This is a genomic window from Lentzea sp. NPDC059081 (assembly GCF_042738015.1).
Lineage (GTDB): Bacteria > Actinomycetota > Actinomycetes > Mycobacteriales > Pseudonocardiaceae > Lentzea.
In genome coordinates this window covers 1-21,893 of record NZ_JBHYGW010000016.1, presented here as the reverse complement: position 1 = coordinate 21,893, position 21,893 = coordinate 1, and the positions used below count along the sequence as shown (strand labels likewise).

20 protein-coding genes are annotated in these 21,893 nt (G+C 69.2%); 10 read left to right on the top strand and 10 right to left on the bottom strand.

Annotated features, from left to right (window positions below):
- The 3 genes from ACFWV3_RS29445 to ACFWV3_RS29435 form a co-directional block, all read right to left on the bottom strand.
- Positions 1 to 987, bottom strand: coding sequence for a hypothetical protein (locus ACFWV3_RS29445; protein WP_382415805.1), 987 nt, complete (start codon positions 985 to 987; stop codon positions 1 to 3).
- Positions 984 to 1,991: an adenylate cyclase gene (locus ACFWV3_RS29440; protein WP_382415803.1), complete on the bottom strand. Its 1,008-nt coding sequence runs from the start codon at positions 1,989 to 1,991 to the stop codon at positions 984 to 986. Before ACFWV3_RS29440 ends, ACFWV3_RS29445 begins: the two co-directional genes overlap by 4 nt.
- A gap of 73 nt (positions 1,992 to 2,064) precedes the next feature.
- Positions 2,065 to 2,526, bottom strand: a complete 462-nt coding sequence (locus tag ACFWV3_RS29435) for a hypothetical protein (protein ID WP_382415801.1) — start codon at positions 2,524 to 2,526, stop codon at positions 2,065 to 2,067.
- Between the two features lie 86 nt (positions 2,527 to 2,612).
- Between ACFWV3_RS29435 and ACFWV3_RS29430 the strand changes: the two genes are divergently transcribed.
- Positions 2,613 to 3,695 carry a mechanosensitive ion channel family protein gene (locus tag ACFWV3_RS29430; protein ID WP_382415799.1) on the top strand — a complete coding sequence of 361 codons (1,083 nt, stop codon included), beginning with the start codon at positions 2,613 to 2,615 and terminating at the stop codon, positions 3,693 to 3,695.
- Positions 3,696 to 3,843: 148 nt separating this feature from the next.
- Positions 3,844 to 4,119, top strand: a complete 276-nt coding sequence (locus ACFWV3_RS29425) for a hypothetical protein (protein WP_382415797.1) — start codon at positions 3,844 to 3,846, stop codon at positions 4,117 to 4,119.
- A 48-nt stretch (positions 4,120 to 4,167) separates the two neighbouring features.
- On the opposite strand, the gene ACFWV3_RS29420 is transcribed toward ACFWV3_RS29425, so the two are convergent.
- Positions 4,168 to 7,401 carry a S8 family serine peptidase gene (locus ACFWV3_RS29420; protein WP_382415795.1) on the bottom strand — a complete coding sequence of 1,078 codons (3,234 nt, stop codon included), beginning with the start codon at positions 7,399 to 7,401 and terminating at the stop codon, positions 4,168 to 4,170.
- Positions 7,402 to 7,652: 251 nt separating this feature from the next.
- The gene (locus ACFWV3_RS29415) at positions 7,653 to 8,195 is read right to left on the bottom strand and encodes a hypothetical protein (protein WP_382415794.1); all 543 of its coding nucleotides are present in this window, start codon (positions 8,193 to 8,195) and stop codon (positions 7,653 to 7,655) included.
- A gap of 110 nt (positions 8,196 to 8,305) precedes the next feature.
- Between ACFWV3_RS29415 and ACFWV3_RS29410 the strand changes: the two genes are divergently transcribed.
- From ACFWV3_RS29410 to ACFWV3_RS29400, 3 genes are all read left to right on the top strand, one after another.
- On the top strand, positions 8,306 to 8,995 hold the full coding sequence (locus ACFWV3_RS29410) for a hypothetical protein (RefSeq protein WP_382415792.1): 690 nt from the start codon (positions 8,306 to 8,308) through the stop codon (positions 8,993 to 8,995).
- A gap of 332 nt (positions 8,996 to 9,327) precedes the next feature.
- Entirely contained in the window at positions 9,328 to 9,816 is a 489-nt protein-coding gene (locus tag ACFWV3_RS29405; RefSeq protein ID WP_382415790.1) for an NADPH-dependent FMN reductase, read from the top strand.
- A complete protein-coding gene (locus ACFWV3_RS29400) occupies positions 9,813 to 10,280 on the top strand; it encodes a flavin reductase family protein (protein WP_382415788.1) in 468 nt (155 codons plus the stop codon). The genes ACFWV3_RS29405 and ACFWV3_RS29400 overlap by 4 nt, the downstream gene beginning before the upstream one ends.
- On the opposite strand, the gene ACFWV3_RS29395 is transcribed toward ACFWV3_RS29400, so the two are convergent.
- Positions 10,269 to 11,963 (bottom strand): FAD/NAD(P)-binding protein, encoded by a 1,695-nt coding sequence (locus ACFWV3_RS29395; RefSeq protein WP_382415786.1) that lies wholly within the window; start codon positions 11,961 to 11,963, stop codon positions 10,269 to 10,271. The two genes, ACFWV3_RS29400 and ACFWV3_RS29395, sit on opposite strands and share 12 nt — an antisense overlap.
- Positions 11,964 to 12,153: 190 nt before the next feature.
- Here ACFWV3_RS29395 and ACFWV3_RS29390 point away from each other — a divergent pair, with 190 nt between their 5' ends.
- From ACFWV3_RS29390 to ACFWV3_RS29375, 4 genes are all read left to right on the top strand, one after another.
- Positions 12,154 to 13,254 (top strand): LLM class flavin-dependent oxidoreductase, encoded by a 1,101-nt coding sequence (locus tag ACFWV3_RS29390; RefSeq protein ID WP_382415784.1) that lies wholly within the window; start codon positions 12,154 to 12,156, stop codon positions 13,252 to 13,254.
- Positions 13,251 to 13,718: a GNAT family N-acetyltransferase gene (locus tag ACFWV3_RS29385; protein WP_382415782.1), complete on the top strand. Its 468-nt coding sequence runs from the start codon at positions 13,251 to 13,253 to the stop codon at positions 13,716 to 13,718. The genes ACFWV3_RS29390 and ACFWV3_RS29385 overlap by 4 nt, the downstream gene beginning before the upstream one ends.
- Before the next feature lie 179 nt (positions 13,719 to 13,897).
- On the top strand, positions 13,898 to 15,928 hold the full coding sequence (locus ACFWV3_RS29380; protein WP_382415780.1) for a putative bifunctional diguanylate cyclase/phosphodiesterase: 2,031 nt from the start codon (positions 13,898 to 13,900) through the stop codon (positions 15,926 to 15,928).
- A 66-nt stretch (positions 15,929 to 15,994) separates the two neighbouring features.
- Positions 15,995 to 16,828: a S1C family serine protease gene (locus ACFWV3_RS29375; RefSeq protein WP_382415778.1), complete on the top strand. Its 834-nt coding sequence runs from the start codon at positions 15,995 to 15,997 to the stop codon at positions 16,826 to 16,828.
- Here the strand turns inward: ACFWV3_RS29375 and ACFWV3_RS29370 are convergent.
- From ACFWV3_RS29370 to ACFWV3_RS29355, 4 genes are all read right to left on the bottom strand, one after another.
- Positions 16,825 to 17,226, bottom strand: a complete 402-nt coding sequence (locus ACFWV3_RS29370) for a type II toxin-antitoxin system VapC family toxin (protein ID WP_382415776.1) — start codon at positions 17,224 to 17,226, stop codon at positions 16,825 to 16,827. The genes ACFWV3_RS29375 and ACFWV3_RS29370 overlap by 4 nt on opposite strands.
- Positions 17,223 to 17,453 carry a hypothetical protein gene (locus ACFWV3_RS29365; protein WP_382415774.1) on the bottom strand — a complete coding sequence of 77 codons (231 nt, stop codon included), beginning with the start codon at positions 17,451 to 17,453 and terminating at the stop codon, positions 17,223 to 17,225. Before ACFWV3_RS29365 ends, ACFWV3_RS29370 begins: the two co-directional genes overlap by 4 nt.
- 91 nt (positions 17,454 to 17,544) lie before the next feature.
- A complete protein-coding gene (locus tag ACFWV3_RS29360) occupies positions 17,545 to 18,777 on the bottom strand; it encodes a class I SAM-dependent methyltransferase (RefSeq protein ID WP_382415772.1) in 1,233 nt (410 codons plus the stop codon).
- Positions 18,778 to 20,028 (bottom strand): FAD-binding oxidoreductase, encoded by a 1,251-nt coding sequence (locus ACFWV3_RS29355; RefSeq protein WP_382416096.1) that lies wholly within the window; start codon positions 20,026 to 20,028, stop codon positions 18,778 to 18,780.
- Positions 20,029 to 20,198: 170 nt separating this feature from the next.
- Between ACFWV3_RS29355 and ACFWV3_RS29350 the strand changes: the two genes are divergently transcribed.
- Positions 20,199 to 21,734, top strand: a complete 1,536-nt coding sequence (locus ACFWV3_RS29350; protein ID WP_382415770.1) for an acyl-CoA dehydrogenase family protein — start codon at positions 20,199 to 20,201, stop codon at positions 21,732 to 21,734.
- Positions 21,735 to 21,893: the final 159 nt, after the last annotated feature.

Here is a 21,893-nt window from a genome sequence, read left to right as displayed (position 1 = left end):
TCAGCTCAGCCTCACGTCGTCGGGACCGTCGATGCCCAGCGGTGCGGCCACCACGGCCCGGCTCGTGCCGCCGACCGTGGCGAGCGCCTTGCCGACCGACTTGCTCTCGGCGACCGACCCGATCTCGGCGAGGTCCACCAGGGCCTGGTCGAGGTCCACGACGCTCTCCTCCAGCCCGATCGTGGCGGCGATCAGCTCGCACACCGCGCCGGGGTCGTCGAGCTTGAGGAAGTTCTGCCCCAGGATCGTCCGCCAGTGCTCACCGATGCTGTCGTCGTTGAAGTACGACGACTGGTTGGGCAGGATGAAGTAGACGTTCCACTTCTTGGCGAGCTCCCGGTACACCGACACGGGGTCGATGTCCTGGCTCACCTCGTCACCGATGACGCGGCGGATGTGCCTGGCCTCCAGCCGCGGCTTGTTCAGCTCGTCGCCGATGATGAACAGGTAGCCCTTGCGGCCGCGCTTCTGCCAGGCGTCGGTGACGACGTGCCGGGCGACGAAGTACGCGGCCAGCTCGTACGACTCGCTCTTCTGCCCGCCGCCGTTGCCCTCGAGGAAGATGTCGCGCAGCTGCTCGTCCATGCGGTTGTCCGACTCGAACTGCCCGACCTGCAACGGCACCCGGTCGCTGTCGGCGTCCCCGATGCCGCCGAACATCAGCTGCGGGTCGGCGAGATACCCCTTGCGCTGCAACAACCCGTGCAGCTTGCCGAGCTTGCCCTGCATGATCCGCGGCACCGCGCCCATCGACCCGGTCACGTCGAACAGCACGGCGATCGGTGTCGAGTCCGCGTGGTCGGGCGAGTCGCGGCACTCGCGGTACCGCACGTTCAGCGGGTCGAGCGACGGGGCGGCCTTCCAGCTCGCCGCGGGCGTCGACTTCATCGAGGCGGTGTAGCCGAAGTCCGCGATCCCCTTGGCCGCGCGGAAGGTCTTCGCCGCCGCGTAGGCGTTGTCATCCCACTTGCCGTGTCCCATCGTCATTCTCCCGTCTTCGGAAGGGCGAACGGGCGGAAGACCCGTGGCCCGTAGAGGTCTTCGAGCAGGTCGTCGTACTCCCCGACCAGGTCGACGGCGTCCGGCCTGCGTCGTGGCTGGTCCTGGCGGCAGCCCTGCGCGAACGCCCGCTGCCGCTTCTCGTTCTGCCGCACCATGTCCAGCATCAGCGTGTGTGCCATGTGGACGTCCGTCGCCGCCGTGGCCGGTTGGTCCCGGTCGATCTCCGGCGGATAGGTGATCGTGCGACTGGTGGCGAGCAGCTTCTGCCCGTCCTCCACAGCGAACGACCAGCCGGCCAGCACGATCCCGTGCTGCTCGGGGTGCACCAGGACGTTGTCCGCGGTGACCGCGCCGTGCACCAGCCCGATCTGGTGCGCGCCCGCCAGCGCTTTGAGCAGCCTGCGGTGCATCCACGCGTAGTCGCGGCCGTCGAGCCCGTTCGGGTACGCGCTTCTGACCTGGGCGAGCGTCACGAACCCGGTGGTGAGCGGGTCGAGCACCGTGAAGGCGCGCGAGCCCTTGGCGACGTCGCCGGACGTGTCGAGCAGGCGCGGGTAGAACGGGCGCAGCCACTGGTTGGTGTCGGTGAAGCGTTCGAGCTCCCGCAGCGCCTGCCATTCGCCGTGCAGCAACGGGTTGAGCGCCGGGTTGCGGACCACCTTGACCACGTGCGGCCCGTCCGCCTCGTAGAGGTTGGCGACGCTGCCCTTCGCGAACGGCTCGCCGATCCGGTAGACGGCCGTCTTGGTCCTCAGCTCGACGGTCGTGCCGTTGGCCCACTCGTGGTGCAGGCGGGTCAGGTCGGCCGACGCCCGGTGGGCCCTCGTGTTGCCCGGACCCACGACGTCGGGGTGCAGGACGGAGGCCAGCGCGTGGTAGCGGCGCCGCGCCTGCTTGCGCTTGGCCTGGTCGGTGGTGCGCGGGCCGAACAGCTGCTCGGCTGTCTTGGCCCGTTCCACCAGGTCCAGGGCCTCCGTCGTCGTGAACATGGTTTGAGTCTATGTAACTCAAACTAGGGTCGCAAGGCCCTTTTCATCAATGTGACTCAAACCGCTCTCCGCCTCAGCGGCGGAGCTCGTCGAACACCGGCAGCCACGGCCCCAGCCCGTGCAACGCCCGCACCGCCATGGCGACGACGTTGGGCGTGTACGACCGATGTGGCGTGAGCCGGTCGGCCTCTTCCGAGGTGAGGCGCCTGCCGACCACGCCTCCGATCCACTCCTCGAAGAAGCCGCCGTCCGGCCACACGCGCACCTTGTGCACGGGCACGGGGATCTCGTCCGGCGGCCGCCAGTTCCCGACGGTCCGCCACGCCCCTCGCCGGAGTTCGTCGTCGAGGGTCTCGAGGAGGAAGACCGGCTCCACCGCGGACAGCGTGCCCACGTCGAACTCCGGCACCGGCTCGACCAGGTCCGGGTGGACCGCGACGAGGACGCTCCCGGCCACGCTCTCCACCACCCTGCCGACGGCGACCAGACCGTCCACCACGGGAACGAAGAACACGTCACCTCGCCGCGTCGTCACGAGGACGCAGGGTATTCGTGAGCGGCCTCATGGTGTTCCTCCCCCAAGACGGCGGGTACCCGACCCCAACCCCAGGAGGAGGAAACGTGCTGTTCGTCGTCATGGGCTGCTCCGTGGCCTTCGCACTGCTCGTGGTGGAGGTGGTCCACCGGCTCGTGCGCCGCTTCGCCCACAGCGGCAAGATGTACCGCCCAGGCCAGCTCTTCGGCGCCCTGCTGGCGGTGCAGATAAGCCTCAGCGCCTACCCGGTCGACCTGCCGGTCGTGCAGCACGCCGTGGGCATCGCGTTGATCCTGGCCGGGGCGTGGTTGCTCGCAGCGCTCATCAGCACCCTTGTGGACGTTTCTCTCTCGCGGATCCGCACGGATGTCACGGACAACAGGCACGCGCGGCGGGTGCACACCCAGATCACGCTCGTGCGCAGGCTCACGTTGGTGGTCATCGGTGTGCTGGCGGTGGGCGCGATCCTGATGACGTTCCCCGGCGCTCGGGCGGTCGGGTCCACCGTGCTGGCCAGTGCGGCCGTCATCGGCGCGGTGGCGGCGTTCAGCGCGCAGTCGTTGCTGGGCAACCTCATCTCGGGGTTGCAGATCGCGTTCAGCGACGCGGTGCGGCTCGACGACGTCGTGGTGGTCGAGGGCGAGTGGGGGCGGGTCGAGGACATCACGCTGACGTACGTGGTGCTGCACCTGTGGGACGACCGGCGGCTGGTGCTGCCGACGTCGCACTTCCTGAAGACGCCGTTCGAGAACTGGACGCGCACGCAGTCGGCGTTGCTCGGGACCGTCGAGCTCGATCTCGACTGGACGGTGCCGGTCGAGGCGATGCGGCAGGAGATGCGGTCCATGCTGGAGGGCAGCGACCTGTGGGACGGGCGGGTGTCCGTGTTGCAGGTGACGCAAGCGACGCAGGGGTTCGTGCGGGTGCGTGCGCTCGTGAGTGCCGCGGACGCCGGCAAGTTGTGGGACCTGCGTTGTCTCACGCGCGAGCATCTTGTGGACTGGGTGCACCGTCAGCACAGTGGCGCGTTGCCGCAGATCCGGACGCGCGCGGTCACCGGTGTCAAGAAGGCGCAACCCACGTCTGACCAGCACACGGACGCCCGTGTGTTCGGCGAGAGCGTGGACGGCGCACTGCGGGAGCAAGCGTTTGCGGGACCGAAGCAGTAATCGGTCGGGAACTTGGTGCAACCGTCTGCCCGAGCCGTTCCGTCCTCTGATCATGAGAAGACCGCTCGCCGTCGCGTTTTGCGCGCTGGCTCTCGGGAGCTGTGGTACGAACGGGACCGCAACCGTGCCGCCCGCGGAGGTCCCCGTCGTGTCATCAGCCAAGCCGGACAAGAACCGGATCGAGCAGGCGAAGCGCGACGGCCACCTCACAGTGCCACTGATGATCTCCGTGCAGCCGGGACGCGACGAGGAGGTCGGGCAGGCACTGAAGAGGCTGGGCGCGACCGTCGAGTCGCGGGATCCCAGAATCGGCTACCTGCGCGCCGAGATGCCGGTCGACAAGGTGGAAGACGCGTATCTGATCATCGGCGTGTCCAGGGTGGACCTGGACGAGCCGCTCGGGAACAAGCTGCCCGAACCGTAGAAAGCCCCAGGATCACGTGGACCCTGGGGCTTTCTGCGCACTTCGGGACTAGCTGACTGCCTGGACGATCACGGCGCCGCGGCCGACGACGTTCTCGTCCGCCGTGCGCACCTCGAGCTCACCGCGCAGCACGCGGCCGGCACCGGGCTGGCCGAGCGGCGTGATGACGCCCGTGGCGTTCCACGTCGCACCGGCGGCGCGGACGGCGTTCGTGTCGTTCACCGTCAGCGTGCCGAGGGCCGCCGAGGTGTAGACGTCGAAGTAGTCGTACGCCGTGGTGCCCTGCGGCACCGAGTAGCCGTCGATCTGGACGCGCCACAGACCCGCTGCCGGGTTGTTCACGGTCGCCGACTCCTCGGAGTCCGCGTCCGCCGACTGCCCCGCCACCACGCACGTGCCGGTGGTGCAGTTCAGGATGAACAGGTCGAGGTCGGCGCCCTGGTCGGCGGTGTTGCCGATCGTGGCGGTGAGCCGCGACGCGCCGGCCGGGACCTGGATGTCGAAGATCTTGCTCTCCAGGTTCGCGATGGTCGGGCGGTCCGACTTCGCGCTGCCGACGGAACCCGCCGCGAGCCGGCCGGTGAAGCTGGCCTGCGCGTTGGTGACGGAGTAGGTCCGCTCGACCGGGGTGCCCAGCGCCGCGGACGCGATGACGTCCGGGTTCGGGCTGATGGTCGTGCCGAGGACGGACGCGGTCACCGAGTACGGCGCCTCGGCGGCGTCGGAGGTGCGGCGCGCCTCGATCACGATCTCCCAGACACCGGCCATCGGGCTGGTGACCGTGCGGCTGGTCGGCGTGCCACCGGCACATCCGGCACCCGCGTCGGGGTTGTAGCAGTTGGTCGACGTGTTCGAGTCGTAGCCGACGCCCTGCGGGGTGTAGCGCAGGAAGCGGACCTGGCCCTTGCCGGCCTCGGCGCCACCGGCGGCCATGTCGACCTTCAGCGCGGTGGTGCCCTTGGGCACGTTCACGAAGAGGCTGGTCGACTGGTTGCGCGCGATCGTGCCGGACTTGGTGACCGAGAACTTGTTGGCGGCGTTGAAGTTCTCCGCCGCGAACACCGCGTTCAGGGTCTGCGCGTCGACGCCGGGGGTCTCCGGGTTGTCGAGCTGCAGCACGGCGCTGTGCGCGCCCGCCGTCTTGGCCTTGACCTTGACCGGGAACAGGACCGGCGTGTTCAGCGGCAGGCGGACCTTCTTCGCCGCCGTGAACGTGCCGTCGTTGCCCTTCCACGACACGTTGTACGTCTCGTCGTCGTGGCCCGTGGTGCGGGTCAGGGTGTAGGTGCGGGTGTACTCCTGGCCCGCGGTCACGCCCTCGCGGTCGTGGATGCCGACGCCGACGTTCGGGGTGGCCAGCAGTCCGCTGAGGACGGTGTTGACCTGGACGGCCGTCGTGACCTTGTCCGGCACGGAGTGCTTGTCCAGCAGCGTCCACGCGGCGTTCGTGTTGAACAGACCGGCACCCTGCTCGTAGGCACCGAGGGTGTCGACGAAGTTCGCGCTGCGCTGGATCGCGTAGCGCAGCTCGGCACTGGTCGGGCGCTGGCCGTTGTGCGTGGCCTTGAACGCGCTCACGAGCAGAGCGGCGGCACCGGTCGCCTGCGGGGCGGCCATCGACGTGCCGTTGAACTGCGAGTAACCGGCGGGGAGGGCGTAGGTGCCCGCCACCGGGCCACCGGGCTGCCAGCGCGGCGTGGTGGAGATCGCCGAACCGGGCGCGACGATGTTCGGCTTGAAGCCGCCGTCCTCGGCGGGGCCGCGCGACGAGAAGCCGTGCAAGCTCTGCTTCTGCGCGGTCTTCGAGCCGTAGTTGGAGAGCCAGGTCTCCTTGGTGATGTACGAGCCGACGCTCACCGCGTCCGTGGCGACCGACGGGTCACCGACGGTGTTGGAGCCCGCACCCGAGTTGCCCGCCGAGATGAACAGCTGGACGTTGTACTCGTTGATCGTGCGGTTGTAGAGCTCCGCGCGGGCGTTGTTGCCGTCGTTGAGCGCCGGGAGGCCACCGATGGAGATGTTCACGACGTCGGCGCCGTTGCGCGCGGCGTAGAGGACACCGTCGATGAGGCCGGAGCTGGTGCAGGACGGCGTGGAGAGGCAGGCCTTGATCGCCATCAGCTTCGCGCCGGGGGCGGCACCGGCCATCTTGCCGTCGAACAGCTTGTAGGCCGAGGTGATGCCGGCGACGTGCGTGCCGTGCGCGGCACCCGCGATGCCGATGTTCACGTACGGCGTGCCCGCGTTGTCGTAGATCGAGCGGTCGGTCTGCACGACGAACGCCATCCGGTCGATCACCGGGGTGGCGGGGTTGTCGGTGCCGAAGTAGCCGACGTCCTGCTTGACCTTGTAGTCGAGCATGCGCTTGTTGTTGGTGAAGTTGCCGTCACCGTCGGTGTCGACGAAGACTTCCTTCGTCGTGATGTCCTGGAGGACGCCGAACGTGTCGAGGCGGTCACCGTCGCGGTTGATGTCACCGCCGGTCTCCGACGCGGCCGTGCCGAGGTCGCCCGCGGTCTCGGCGAAGCGGCCGAACGAGTACGGGCCACCGGTCGCCGGAGCGGTCCACTCGCGACCGCCGTCGGTGAACTTGCCGACCTTGCCGGTCTTGGTCATGGTGACCCAGGTGCCGTCGCCGGAGTTCGTGGCGTTCGCGTTGTACCAGTCGATGATCTTGCGCTCACCGGTGCTGGTCGTCTGCAGGGCCGGGGTGTCGAGGTCGATGCCGGAGTCGATCACGGCGATCGTCGTGCCGCGGCCGTCCCACTTCGGGTGCGCCGTGGCGAACTGGGCCGCCTGCGTGTCCTGGGTCGGCATGTACGGGTTGGTGCGCGGGGTCTTCGCGTCCGGCGCCTTCTGCGGGGCCGGCTGCTCCATGCCCTGCGGACGCGGGTCGTCGAGCGCGATCAGCCCGTCGACGTCCACGGTGCTGACCGAGGCCAGCTTGGCGGCCTTCTCCGCGTTCTCGCGCGGGATGGTCACCTTGACGTAGTCGACGTCCTTCTCGGTCTTCTGGACCGTGGCACCCAGGGCCTTGAGGTCGTTGACGGCGGCGTCGGTCTTGCCGTCCTCGGCGGCGACCAGCAGGTCGACGGTCGGCTTGCCCTCGCGGGCGGCCTGGTCGACGAGCTCGCGGTCCTTCTTGTCCAGCTGCTTGTCAGCGGCCGGCTGCTCCTGAGGAGCGTTCTGCGCGATGGCAGGGGTGGCGGCGAAGCCGAACCCGGCAGTGCCCAACACCGCGGTCAGCAAGACCGTTCCGGTGCGGCGTCTCCAGTTCTTCACGGCGCATGTGCCCTTCGTGGGGTAAAGAGTGCTCCGAAGCACATCTCTTCGCCTCACGAGGGGCAATCGTCTTCCCGGAGCATTCCTCGGATCCACATTGGACTGTTCAGAGTCTTGTCCGGGCAGGAATTTAGTGCTGCACGTTTCTTTTTGACGTTAGAACGTGCAGACGCCTTCCAGTCAAGAGCTGATGGAGGGGAATGTCAAGGCTGCGTCAACGGTGAACGACGTTGGCGTGTAACAGGATCCCGTCACCTGACGATGGACCGATCACCATTTCCGCGCAATAGCGAACGCAATCGTGACCGCACCCTCGCACCGAGACTCCGGCCGGCCGCGACCGCTTTGGGCTGCGTTCCGCACACGGGACAGCCGGCGCGGTGCTTCTGCAACGCCTGCCGGAGTTCCGTCACATTCTTTTGGACCCGTTCGGGAACGACGTCCTTTTTGATCGACAGCAGGCTCAGCTCGGTGAGCGCCACCTTGCCGTGGTCGTGCCGGACCACCGGCGCGATGGTGTGGAAGAGGACCAGGTTGCGCCTTCTGCTCAGCACGACCTCGCGGACGTCGCACCACTCGACCACGGTCTGCCGGTCGAGGCTGTTCGACGTGATGCCCTGCGCGGTGAGCTTCGTGCCCATGCCCAGGCAGCGCCACGCCACGGTGCCGCCCATCAGGAACCACAGGCCGCCGAAGACGTAGCCGTACCAGGGGCCGCCCGCCATCGCGAGAGGCCCGCAGGCGGCCACGGCGGCGCCGAGGCCGAACAGGACCCATCTCCACCTGGTGTGCATGACTCCCTCCTGTTCACCCGAATCGGGCGTTCTACTCCTCAACGCGGGCGCGGCCGGGCTCGTTGAGCGTTCCGCAGGACTGGAGGCTGATCAGGCGCTACCTTGCGCCCATGGACCTCGAGTCGGTCGCCGACGAGCTCTACGGGCTGCCCCCGAAGGAGTTCACCGCCGCCCGCAACGCCGCCGCCAAGCAGGCGGGCGACAAGGACCTCGCCAAGGCCATCGCCGACCTGCGCAGGCCGACCGTGGGCGCCTGGGCGGTCAACAGGCTGGTCAGGGACGCGCCGGAGGGGCTGGCGGAGGCGCTGGGGCTGTCCACGGCGGAGCTGACCATGCGCGAGCTCGGCCGCCGGCGCAAGGAGCTGATGGAGACCCTGGTCTACCGCACGCTGGAGCTGACCGGGCCGCTCGCCGACGACGCCGTCACGCAGGTCCGCGGCACCCTGACCGCCGCGATGGCCGACCCGGACTCGGCCGCGCAGGTGCGGCGGGGCCACCTCACCAAGGCGCTCGAGTACTCGGGGTTCGGGTTCGCCCTGCCGGCGCCGGAACCGGCGGGCGACAGCGGCGAGGACGCCCTGGCCCGCAAGCGGCGGGAGCGGCAGGAGCGCAAGCGCGCGGAGGCCCAGCAGGCGCTGGACGAGGCCGAGCAGGCCCTCGGGGAGGCCCAGGCCGACCAGCTGGCGGCGCAGCGGGCGTTCGACCGGGCAGCCGAACGGCTGGAGGACGCCAAGCGGGTCGCGTCGGCGGCGGAGAAGGCGCGCAAAGCCGCGGAGCGCAAGCTCACCGACCTCACCTAGCGCGACCTCGGGTAGAGGCTCCTGAAGCAGACCTGAAGGAGTTGAGCCTGGTCACACCCGGACCCGACCGGAACACGACGGTGCGGTTGTACGTTCAACTACGTGGTTGGCCGCAGGCGCTCGAGCTGCGTGCCAGGGCGATCCGACACCCCCAGGTCGGCAGAGCCCTTCCGCAGGCGCCGCGTGCTCGCGCCGCGGTCAACCCGCCGTCGACCGGCACACCGGTAACCCCCCTCACCGGCAGTGGCGGTCGGCGGCACCCTCAGGACGGCCGCGGTTCTCGCGGGTTGGACGTGGTTGCTTCTCCCGGGCCTTGCCGGTGTGCTGGACGCATGACGCAGATCGGTGTTCTGGTCGGCAACCCGCGGCCCGCCTCGCGCACTCTGCAGGCGGCCCTGGCCCTGCGCGAGGCGCTCGCCGCCACGCTGGGCGTGCCCGTCGACGGTCCCGTGGTGGACGCGGCGACGCTGGCACCGCAGGTCTTCACGGAACCGGACGCGGTCAAGGCCGCGCTCGACGCGCTGGGGCGGGCCGAGGTGCTGGTCGTGGCCAGCCCCACCTACAAGGCCGCGTACACCGGACTGCTCAAGGCCGTGCTGGACCAGGCACCGTCCGGCTGGCTGAAGGGCAAGGTCGTGGTGCCGCTGCAGATCGCCGCGTCGGACCGGCACGCGCTCGCGGTCGAGGTGCACCTGCGGCCGGTGCTGACGGAGCTGGGTGCGTTGGTACCGCAGGCGTTGTTCCTCAACGAGGCCTCGCTTCCTGCTCATGTCACCGACTTCGCGCTCGACGCGGACGTGCTGAAGGCGTTGGTCCGGTGAGGGACCAGCTGCGCGACGCGTTGAGACACCACGCCCAGGCCGTCACGATCGTCACGGCCACCGGGCCGGAAGGTCCCGTCGGCACCACGGTGTCGTCGTTCACCTCGGTCTCGTTCGAACCGCCGCTGGTCGTCGTGTGGATCGGCGAGGGCGCCTCGGTGTGGCCGGTCCTGCGGACGGCACCGCTGTTCGCCGTGCACCTGCTGAACGCCGCGCAGACCGGCCTCGCCGACCTCTTCGCGACCAAGGGCGTCGACCGGTTCGGACCGGACACGCGCTGGCAGCAGGACGACGACGGCGTGCCGCGGCTGCTGGACGCGCCGGTCCGGTTGCGGTGCAGGACTTCCCGGCGGATCGCCGTGGGCGACCACATCGCGCTGGTCGGCGAGCCGCTCGACATCACGCACGCCGACATCCCCGCGCCCCTGGTGCGGCACCAGGGGCGCTACACCTCAGTCGCCTAGGAGGCGGAGGACCTCCCGCGCCAGCAGGTCGTTCTGCCGGAACGCGGGAGCGTTCGTCCGCGGCCGCGCGAACGCCGCGTAGGCCTTGCCCGTCACGTAGGGCCCGACCGCGAACCGGACCGGGTCGACCTCCCCGCGCTCGTTGACCAGGCGTCCCAGCGGGTCGACCCGGACGAGGCCCGCGGCGTCCTCGGTGATGTCACCGACCGCGCGCAACGACCGCAGCACCGGGTCCGCCGTGCGCGACAGGGAGTGCGTGGGCAGGCGGGCCTCCACCAACCCGTTGGCGCGCAACACCTCCGGTGTCGTCGCACTGCCAGCCAGGAACGCGTCCTCGACCGCCTCGACCCACATGTCGGCGCCCAGGAACCGCACGATCCCCGCGCGGGACAACGCGAGCAGCTCCTCCAGCCGGTCCGGTGGCGGGCCCGACGCCAGGTAGCTGAAGTAGCCGTGCCACCAGCCGTCGAACGGCATGAGCCCCGCCAGCTGGCCGTAGACCGACAGCAGGGCCAGGAAGGCCCCCAGGTCGGCGCTGTGGCGGGGATCCGAGCGCCGGGCCACGTCCGCCTCGACGTAGGAGCGCAGGTACTCCTGGAACTCCTCCGCGGTCGCGAACGTGACGCCGGTCAGCGGCCGGTCGAGGCGTTCGAAGTCGACGCGGTCGGCCGGATCGGGCACCGCGAGGAGCTCCAGCTCGCGCATCTCCTCGCTGTACCAGGGCAAAGCGGCGAACGACACGGCGAACTCGGTGAACGGCATCCGCACCAGGCCGGGGTGACCGGTGAAGAGCTCGTGGTAGTGGCCCCACGCGATCTCCTTGGCCATCAACGGCCACACGTCGCGCCGGAAGTCCAGCTCCTGCCCCTTCAGCTCCTCCGCGACGAAGAAACGCGGCAGCGCCGGACGCGTTCCCTGCAACCGGTAGCCGGTCTTCGAGTGGTACGGGACGCCACGCCGCGACCCCACGTACAGCGTCGGTTCCGCGCCGGAAGGAACGTACGTGAGCCGGCCGTCGGAACGCTCGTACCGGCCGCCACGGCCTTCGGTCAGCAGCACCATCAGGTCGATGAACGCCAGCCCGAACCCCCTCAGCACCACGTCCCCGGTGACCGCGGACAGGTCCGCGTCGGCCGAGTACAGCGGCGGCACGTAGACGAGCCCGTGCTCCGAGGCGTGCTCGGCGAGCTTGCGGTGCTCGGGTTCGAGGTCGGCGTCGAGATGGCCGAGCGCCAGCACGAGCACGTCGGCGTCGAGCGACTCGCCGTTGTCGAGCCACACCCGGTTGCCGACGACCTTCACCGCCTTCGCCTGATGCACGGTCACCGAGATGTTCGGAGGCAGAGATTTCGTCGCGTGGTCGAAGAACCACGCGAGGTACCTGCTCTGCACCTGACGGGAGGGGAACGACACCGGGTCGACGTCGGTCCACTCCGCGAGCGACGGGCCGGGCCTGATCGGGCCCTCGCCGTCGAAGGACTCGTCGGTGAAGACCGTCACGTCCTCGGCCATGGAGTTCATGCGCAGCAACGGGGACTGCTCGTGCCGCCACACCCTGCCCGCGCCGGGCGGGAACGGGTCGACGACGTGCACGGCGAAGGAGAGGGTGGGCGCCTGGGCGGCGATGCGTTCCAGCAGGCCCGCGGTGCGAGGGCCGCCGCCGATGACGACGAGTGTGCGCATGCGCGTCTTTCCGTTGGAGGGCAACGAGAAACGAGCCGCGCCCCTCAACGCGAACACCACCACGGTACCCCGCGCGTGCAAGCAAATCCCGCTCTGTGGACGTCGTTGCACCGGATGGTCCCGAGGTGTGCACTCGGTGGGCGTCTCCCTCAACGCACCCACTCCTGCCACCAGCTCTGGGGAATCGGTCATGCCAGTTGAGTTTCTCGGGATCGCCGCCACGAACGACGGGTCGGAGACGACCCCTCGGTCGTCCGCCGGCGCGTTCGACAAGGACTACACGCTCAGGCTCGCCCGCGCGCACGAGGACCACGGGTGGGACCGCGTGCTGTTCGCCTACGGGTCGGGTGCGCCGGAACCGTCGGCGGCGGCCGCGTACCTGGCCAGCAAGCTCGACAAGCTGCAGATCCTGCTCGCGCACCGGCCGAACGTGTCCTACCCGACGTTCGCCGCGAAGACGTTCGCGACGCTCGACCAGATCAGCGACGGCCGGCTGACGGTGCACTTCATCACCGGCGGCACCGACCACGAGCAGCAGCGCGAGGGCGACTACCTCACCAAGGACCAGCGCTACAGCCGCACCCGCGAGTACATCCAGATCGTCAAGAAGGCGTGGCTGAGCCGCGAGGCGTTCGACCACGACGGAGAGCACTACCACTTCGCGGACTTCGTGAGCGACACGTTCCCCGTCCAGCAGCCGCGGCCGAACGTGTCGTTCGGCGGGTCCTCGCCCGCCGCCTACGCCGCGGGAGGCGCCGAGGCGGACATCTTCTGCCTGTGGGGCGAGCCGCTCGCGGAGACCGCGCAGCAGATCGAGTCGGTCAAGCAGGCGGCGAAGGACGCCGGCCGCACCGACGTGCCGCGCATCCAGGTGGCGTTCCGGCCGATCATCGCGCCGACCGAGGAGCTGGCCTGGGAGAAGGCGCACCGCACGGTCGACCGGATCGAGGCGCGCAAGGCGAACGGCCCGCTGAGCCGCCGGCACTCGCTGACGAACCCGGAGAACACCGGCTCCCAGCGGCTCCTGGCGGTCGCCGACCGCGGTGAGCGGTTCGACCGCGCGCTGTGGACGCCGACGGCCAAGGCGACGGGCGGTGCGGGCAACTCCAACGCGCTGGTCGGCACGCCGGAGACGGTCGCGCAGGCGTTGCTGGACTACTACGACCTCGGCGTGGACATCCTCTCGGCCCGCGGCTACGACCTGCTCGGCGACGCGATCGACTTCGGCCGGTACGTGATCCCCATCGTGCGCGAGGAAGTCGCGAAGCGGGACCGGGCCAAGGCCGCATGACGACTCTCGAGGTGCGCCGCGTCCGGCAGTCCGATCCGGATGCGGCGCCGTTGGTGGAGGAGCTGACGTACGAGTACACGTCCCGTTATGGGCCGATGGGCGCAGAGGAGATGCGGCGGCCGGCCGACGTGTTCGAACCACCGCACGGCCAGTTCCTGCTTTTGCTGGAGTCCGGTGTGGCGGTCGCGGGAGGGGCGTTCATGCGCCACGACTCCGAAACGGCCGAGTTGAAACGAATTTGGACCCATTCGCAGCACCGCCGGCGCGGACTGGCGCGCCGCGTGCTCGTGGAACTGGAAAACGAGGCGCGGGCGTTTGGGTACAACCGGATTTATCTGACGACCGGTCCGCGCCAGCCGGAGGCGAAAGAGCTGTACCTGGCCACCGGTTACACACCGTTGTTCGACGTGGGTACCGACCCGCTCACAATTGGTCCGCTGGCCTTCAGCAAGGTGATTCATTAGTTCAAACGAGTGAATTCACGGCCGAGCCGCCGATTTCCGGACGGGAATCGGCGTTCGGTTGGACAGGTGGTGACTGATCAGTAAGCTTGGCGTTCTGGACCCGCGAACTTCTTGTTCGGAGTCCGACGACCCAGCGGATCACCACGGTCCCCACGAATGGCCACCCGAGCTGAATGAACATGGTCGACAGCCCAGAGCGCGCCGTGAGGTGGGCGGCGGCGATCTCCGACACGCTGCTCGCGAACCTCACCCGCGAGAAGCTGGAGCAGCTCCTCGGCGGATACGTCGAGCAGCTGCTCGACGGCGGCGTGGACGCGGCCAGGCAGGTCGGCCGTTCGATGGTCGAGCACGACTTCATCTCCGCCACGACGCTCGAGGCGACCCTCGCGCACCTGGGTGAGCACCTGCCCGTGACGCCCGCCCAGCTCGGCGCGCTCGCCGCCGGCTACGCGGACGGGCTGCGCGAGCGCACGCTCGACCAGCAGGAGATCAGCCGCACCGCCGCGATCACCGCGATGCGCAGGGCGGAGAGCGCGGTCAGGGCGAGCGAGACCAAGTTCCGGGCCGTGTTCGAGAGCTCCGCGTTCGGCATCATCGTGAGCAGCCTCAAGGGCGACATCATCGACGTCAACGAGGCGCTGCTGACGATGCTCGGCTACACGGCAGGCGACCTGGGCGGGATGAGCGGCCGCGACCTCGTGCACCCGGACGACAGAGCCGGGCTGAGAGAGCTCGCGAAACAGCTCATCGCCTCCCCCTTCGACAACCTCAGGGTCGAGAAGCGGATGGTCCGCAGCGACGGCGAGACCATCCAGACCCACATGGCGATCTCCCTGGTGCGCGAACAGGAGGACACCCCTCCGTACTTCGTCACGATGGTCGAGAACATGGACGAGATGCGCGACCTCCAGTCGCAGCTCGTGCGCCAGAGCCTCAACGACATGCAGACCGGGCTGCCGAACCGCTCCCAGTTCCTCGGCTGGCTCGAGAGCGCCGTCGGCCTGCGCGGGCCGGACACCCTCGCGCTGGTGCAGATCGACGTCGACGGGTTCCGCGGCGTGAACGACGCGTTCGGCTACGAGACCGGCGACCGGGTGCTGATGACCGTCGCCGGCCACCTGCGGGCGGTGTTCCCCGAGGAGGTCGGCAAGATCGCGCGCATCGGCGAGGACGAGTTCGGCGTGCTGCTCATGGACCCGCACGACGTGCCCGCGGTGATCGCGCTCGTCGACGACTTCACGACCCGGCTCGAAGAGGCGACCTGGGTCGAGGGCAACGGCATCGGCGTCACGACGAGCGTCGGCGTCGTGTGGCGGGCGGCGCGCGGCGGTGACGCGGCGGACCTGCTGCGAGCGGCGGACGTCACGGTCGGCTGGGCCAAGCGCGACGGCAAGGCGCAGTGGGCGTTGTACGACAAGGAACGCGACCAGCTCGACAAGGAGCAGTACGCGCTCGCCGCGTCCATCCCGGGCGCGCTGGAGGAGGGCCAGTTCCGCATCGACTACCAGCCGGTCCGCTCGCTGGCCGACGGCTCGGTGCTCGCGCTCGAGGCCAAGATCGCCTGGGACCACCCGGTGCGCGGCGCGCTGTGCCCCGACACGTTCCTCACCCACGCCTCCGCCAACGGCATGATCGTCCGACTCGTCCGCTGGGCGCTCGCGGAGGCGTGCGAACAGGCCGGCGAGTGGTACGCGGCACTGGGTGAGCGCATGCCCGTGCTGTCGATCGACATGCCGACGCGGCTGTGCCAGGAGCCCGAGCTCGTCGCCGAGGTGGTCCGCGTGCTGACCCGCACCGGCTTGCCCGCGTCGAAACTGCGCTTCGAGCTGCACGAACGCCTGCCGGTGCTGCTGAACGACGTGCAGCTGGAGGAGCTGACGATCCTCGCCGAGCACGGCGTCGAGCTGGTGCTCGACCACCTGACCGGCGGCAACGCGGGCGTCGGCAGGCTGCGGATGCTGCCGTGGAGCGGCGTGAAGTTCTCCCCCACCGTCGTGCACGGCCTCGACGCCGGCGCGAACCGGGTGGACAAGACCGCGGCCGTCGCGCTGCTCGAGTGGGCGGCGATCCTGCGGCTGCCGATGTACGCCGAGGACGTCCGCAGCGACGCCGAGGCGTCCCGGCTCGCGGCGCTGGGCGTGCTCGGCGGCCAGGGCTCGCACTTCGGCCCGCCCGTGCCGGCCACCGAGGTCCCGGCTCTTCTCATCTGATTCTTATCAGGGTTTGCACGGGGTTCGGCACAGGTTGCTCACAACTTCGCGGCCCATCGTGGAGTCATGACCGAGCAGAGCTTCCCCGCGATGAGCGGGTCACTGGTGGAACCGCAACCCGCCGTTGTCCCGGCGCCGAAGTTCTGGCGCCGCACGGCCCCGATGCTGACCGCGGCGGCACTCGTCGCCGGCCTGTTCGGAGGCGTCACCGGAGCGGTGGTCGCCTCCCCTGACTCGCCGGCCGCCTCGTCGTCCGTCGTGGCGCAGACGGTCTCGAACACGTCCACTCTGGACTGGAGCACCGTCGCCTCCTCCGTGCTGCCCTCGGTGGTCCAGGTCAACGTCGGCGACGGCCTCGGCTCCGGCGTGATCCTCACCGCCGACGGCAGGATCCTCACCAACAACCACGTCGTGGCCTCGGCCGGCGGCCAGGTGACCGTGACGCTGAACGACGGCCGCGAGGTGCCCGCCACCGTCGTCTCCACCGACCCCACCTCGGACCTCGCCATGCTGCAGGCGTCCGGCGTCTCGGGCCTGACCCCGATCAAGTGGGCGGACTCGGACTCCGTGAAGGTCGGCGACGCCGTGATGGCGATCGGCTCGCCGTCGGGCCTGCAGGGCACCGTGACCACCGGCATCGTCTCGGCGCTGGACCGCAAGGTGACCGTGCCCGGCGAGACCCGCCGCTCGCAGCCCGTGTCGTACCAGGCGATCCAGACCGACGCGTCGATCAACCCCGGCAACTCCGGCGGCGCGCTGGTGAACGCGGCGGGTGAGCTGGTCGGGATCAACTCGGCGATCTACTCGCCGGCGTCGAGCAGCGGGCAGGCCGGGAGCGTGGGGATCGGGTTCGCGATCCCGTCGAACACGGCGAAGCAGATCGTGGGTCAGCTGAACTAGGAGATCACGTCGAACGTGCACTTGGCTCCCGGAGCGGTGGCCAAGCGCACGTCGCACGTGATCAGCGTGGCGCGAAGCTGTTCTGCCAACGCGACGTACGCGGCGTCGTACGGAGTGATGTTGTCCCGCAGCTCCCACATGCGGGACAACAGTGGTGCCAGAGGCATCCGCCGCACGGGAAAACCCGCCAGGTGCTGCACCGCGGCAGGGACCGATGCCGCCAGGCCCTGGTTCTTCCGCGCCATCGTCCGCAACGCGGAGACGACCTCCACGTCGACGTGCGCGGGCGCGAACAACGCGTGACCCGCCGCCATGCGGTCAACGGTCTGCTGACGTCGTGGATCATCAGCGGAGTAGAACGCCGCCAAGACGGACGCGTCGACCACTGCCAGGCTCACGAGGCGTCCCGCACCTCACGCACAGCCGCTGTCGCGTCCTCCAGCGTGACGCCCGTTCCTCCCGGTGGCTGGTAGCCCGCCAGGTAGTCGCCGATGTTCAGCACTTGGGCGACTTCGGTCAGCTTCTCCACGACGAAGGCGTTCAACGACTGGTAACTTGCCGCGGCGCCTTCGGCAAGCGCCGTGTAGACCTCGTCCGGCACATCTCTCAGGTTCACCCGCTTCATGGTGCCATTATGGCACCATGCTGCCCGTTCGGGGCATCCTGAACAGTTGTCCCCAGGTCAGGGCCGCGACCGAGGTCGCGGCCCCCAGCCATCAGGACAGCCAGTCCGGCCTCAACGGCATGTGCGACTCGGTCCCGTCCAGCTTCACCCCGAGCACCTGGTGCAGCTGGATGTTGTTGCGGTCGAACCCGAGCCGCGACGCCGCCAGGTACAGCCGCCACACCCGAGCCCGTGCCTCCCCGACCTCCTCCACGGCCTCCTCCCAGTGCGACTCGAGGTTGCGGCCCCAAGCGGCGAGGGTGAGGGCGTAGTGCTCGCGGATGTTCTCCTCGTGCCGCACCTCGAAGCCGGTGTCGTGCATCAGCGAGACGAGGTGGCCGGGGCCGACCAGCTCGCCGTCCGGGAACACGTACCGGTCGATGAACGGGCCGGACAGCGCCTTCTGCTTGTTGTCCGGCCGGGTGATGCAGTGGTTCAGCAGCCGGCCGCCCGGCTTCAGCTTGCGGTACAGGGCCGAGAAGTAGCCCGGCAGCTTCGCCTTGCCGATGTGCTCGGTCAGGCCGATCGACGACACCGCGTCGAAGCCCGTCTCGCGCACGTCGCGGTAGTCCAGGTGGCGCACCTCGGCCAGGTCCGACAGGCCCGCCTCGACGATCGCCTTCTGGGCGTACTCCGCCTGGTTGCGCGACAGGGTCACGCCGATCGCGCGCACGCCGTACTCGCGGGCGGCGTGCATGACCATGCCGCCCCAGCCGCAGCCGACGTCCAGCAGCTTCATGCCGGACTTGAGCCCCAGCTTGCGGGCCACCAGGTCGTGCTTCTCGTGCTGCGCCTCTTCCAAAGTGGACTCGAGCGTCGGGTAGACCGCGCAGGTGTAGGCCATCGACGGGCCGAGGATCCACTCGTAGAACTGGTTCGAGACGTCGTAGTGGTGGGCGATGGCCTGCTGGTCGCGGGCCTTGGAGTGGCGCAGGCCGCGCAGTCTGGTCTCCTGCGGCGGCGGGCTCACCTTGTGGGACAACCGGACGCGGCCCAGGAACCGCAGCAGCTCCACGCGCTGCGGCCACGGGATCTCGCGCAGGGAGAACTCGGAGAGCCGGGAGAGGCCGGCGTGCACGTCGCCGAGGATCTCCAGGTGGCCGGTCACGTAAGCACGGGCGAGGCCCAGCTCGCCTGGCGCGGAAGCCAGGTAGGACAGGGCTTCCGGTGTCTTGATGTCGATCGCGACCGGAGCTGAGTCAGGCCCGGCGGCACTGCCGTCGTAGGCCTTGAAGCGAACGTCGTTGCCACCGGTGATGCGCTGGAAAATGGAGGCCAACCGCATTCATCGTCCCCTGACACACTTGGCGTACAGATCAGGCAGTCGGTTCGTCTGGTCGTACCGGGCCTTCACGGACCGGTAGTGCGAACCGTTGTAGTGCCGCCAGAACTCGTCCTCCTCGTAGTAGGAGTCGGAGTACAGCGACTTGTGGCCACCCAGCCGCGCCACCTCGCGCTCGATCAGCCGGTTGCGGTCACCCATCTTCTCCCCCGGTCGTACCGGGACCTCCGACCAGAACCCGACGTTGACGTACAACGTGTCCGCGTCCATCGGGTAGAGCGGCCAGCCCGTGGTGTCGCGCAGGCGAACGGGGCACAGCCACACCGGCGAGATGCCGATCTCGCGGTCGAAGAAGTCGAGGAAGTCGGCCAGCCCCGCGACGGGGATCTCGACGTCCTGGATCACCGGTTCGACGTCCACCCGCGGCCGCAGCTGCCGGTGCCTGGCCACGAGCTTGCGGTACACGTCCGACCGCAGGTACCGCTTGGGCCACAGGCGGCGCACGACCGGGTTCTGCGCCCCGAACGCGCGGGAGCACCAGAACCAGTCGGTGTCCCAGCGCCACAGGTAGTCGTGGATCGTCAGGTGGTCCGTCCGTCGCTTCTGGATGGACCGGTAGTAGATGTCGTTGCCGGTGTAGTCGGACGTGTAGGGCGCGATGTCCGCGTAATGGCCCAACGTCAGGTACATCTCGCCGCGCGAGAACACCGTGCCGTCGACGAAGTCCGCCGAGCCGTCCGCGCAGACCTCCTCGATCACCCTGGCGCACTCGGCGTACGAGCCGAACGGCACGTGCCGCAGCCGGACGTACTGCCGCACCGGCTCCAGCTCGATCTCCAGCCGCAGCGCGTACCCCAGCGTCCCGTAGGAGTTGGGGAACGCACGGAACAGGTCGTCGTCCGGTTTCGCGACGACGACCTCGCCGTCACCGGTGAGGATCTCCAGTTCTCGCACGGACTCGTGCGGCAGGCCGTTGCGGAAGGACGTGGACTCGATGCCGAGTCCCGCCACGGCACCGCCGATGGTGATGGTCTTGAGCTGCGGCACGACCAACGGCATCAGGCCGTGGGGCAGTGTCGCGGCGACGAGGTTCTCGTAGGTGGTCATGCCCTGCACCTGCGCGGTGCGTCCGACCGGGTCCACGGACAGGACCTGGTCGAACCTGCCGACGTCGAGCCCGCCGGCCTGATCTGCTCGAAACCGGAAGAGGTTCGACGTCTTCTTCGCGAGCCGCACCGGCGCACCTTCGCGCATCGCGGCGTACTGCGCGCTCAACGCAGCCACGGCCGAGCTGTGCCCATGGTCACTCACGTGGACGACGTTATTCCTCGTCAGCGCCGTTGTCGCGCCCAAAAGCCCGATTGGGCCAGTGATCTCACATCGCGCACTGCCGAAAGTTACTACCGAGTAGTAGCGTGCGGAGCATGGCTACGCACGAGGTGACCAACCAGGTTCCGCCGCTGACCGGTCACGACGTCGCGGACGACCCTGCGCTGCTCACCTGGGTCGACGACGCCGACCTGCGCACTCTCGGCAGGCTCGCCGGCAGCGAGGAGTGGCAGGAGCGCGGCAGGCTCGCGAACGCCCACCCGCCGGTGCTGCACACGCACGACCGGTACGGGAACCGGATCGACGAGGTCGAGTTCCACCCTGCGTGGCACGATCTGATGAACATCGCCGTTTCGCACGGTTTGCACGCCTATGTCGACGGTGCGCATCTCAACAGGGCAGCCAAGTTCTACGTGTGGTCGCAGACCGAGGCCGGTCACGGATGTCCGATTTCGATGACTTACGCAGCCGTGCCCGCATTGCGCGTCTCGCCGGATCTGGCCGCGGCGTACGAGCCCCTGCTCACCGCGCGGACCTACGACTTCGGCCTGCGGGCACCGCTGTCCAAGCAGGGCCTGATCGCCGGCATGTCGATGACGGAGAAGCAGGGCGGTTCGGACGTCCGGGCGAACACCACGGTCGCGAGGCCGGTCGCCGACGGCTACCTCCTGACCGGGCACAAGTGGTTCACCTCGGCCCCGATGTCCGACGTGTTCCTGACGCTCGCGCAGGCACCCGGCGGCCTCACGTGCTTCCTCGTACCGCGGGTGCTGCCGGACGGCACGCGCAACCGGTTCTTCCTCCAGAGGCTGAAGGACAAGCTGGGCAACAAGTCCAACGCCTCCGCCGAAGTCGAGTACGACGAGGCGTTCGCCGTGAGGGTCGGCGACGAGGGCCGCGGCGTGCGGACGATCATCGAGATGGTCAACTCGACCAGGCTCGACTGCGTGCTGGGGTCGGCGGCGGGCATGCGCGCGGGCCTGCGACAGGCGGCCCACCACGCCGCACACCGCAAGGCGTTCGGCAAGTACCTCGTAGACCAACCGGCGATGCGCAACGTGCTGGCAGACCTCGCGATCGAGTCCGAGGCGGCCACGACCGCCGCGATGTGGCTGGCGGAGCACCGGCCGAGGCTCGGGCTCGCCGTCACCAAGTACTGGGTCTGCAAGCGCGGCCCCGTGCACGCCGCCGAGGCGCTGGAGTGCCTGGGCGGCAACGGCTACGTCGAGGACAGCGGCCTGCCGAGGCTCTTCCGCGAGTCGCCGCTGATGTCGATCTGGGAGGGCTCCGGCAACGTGGCCGCGCTCGACGTCCTGCGCGCGATGAAGAAGGAGCCCGAGTCGGTCCAGGAGTTCCTGGCCGCCGTCACCGGCGTGGACCAGCGCATCGACAAGGCGCTGAACGAGCTGGGCACCGCGCTGTCCGATGTGGACGAGTCACAGGCACGCCGAGTCGTCGAGAAGATGGCGTTGATCCTGCAGGGCGCCCTGCTGGTCAAGCACGGCCACCCCGCGGTCGCGGACGCGTTCCTGGGCTCCCGGCTGGGCGGCGACTGGGGAGTCGCGTTCGGCACGCTCCCCAAGTCCACCGACTTCGCCGCGATCATCGACCGCGCAGTCCCGAAGATCTAGGCGCGCACTCCAGCGATCTCCACGTCAGGCGACGGCGAAGCCGAGCTGCTTTGGCTTTGGCTTTGGCTTTGGCTTTTGGCTTGAACAGAAGGTTCCGGTGGGGTGGTCCCGTCACGAGCCGTGGCACAGCACTCGCTGCACCTGAGGAGGGGTGTCAAC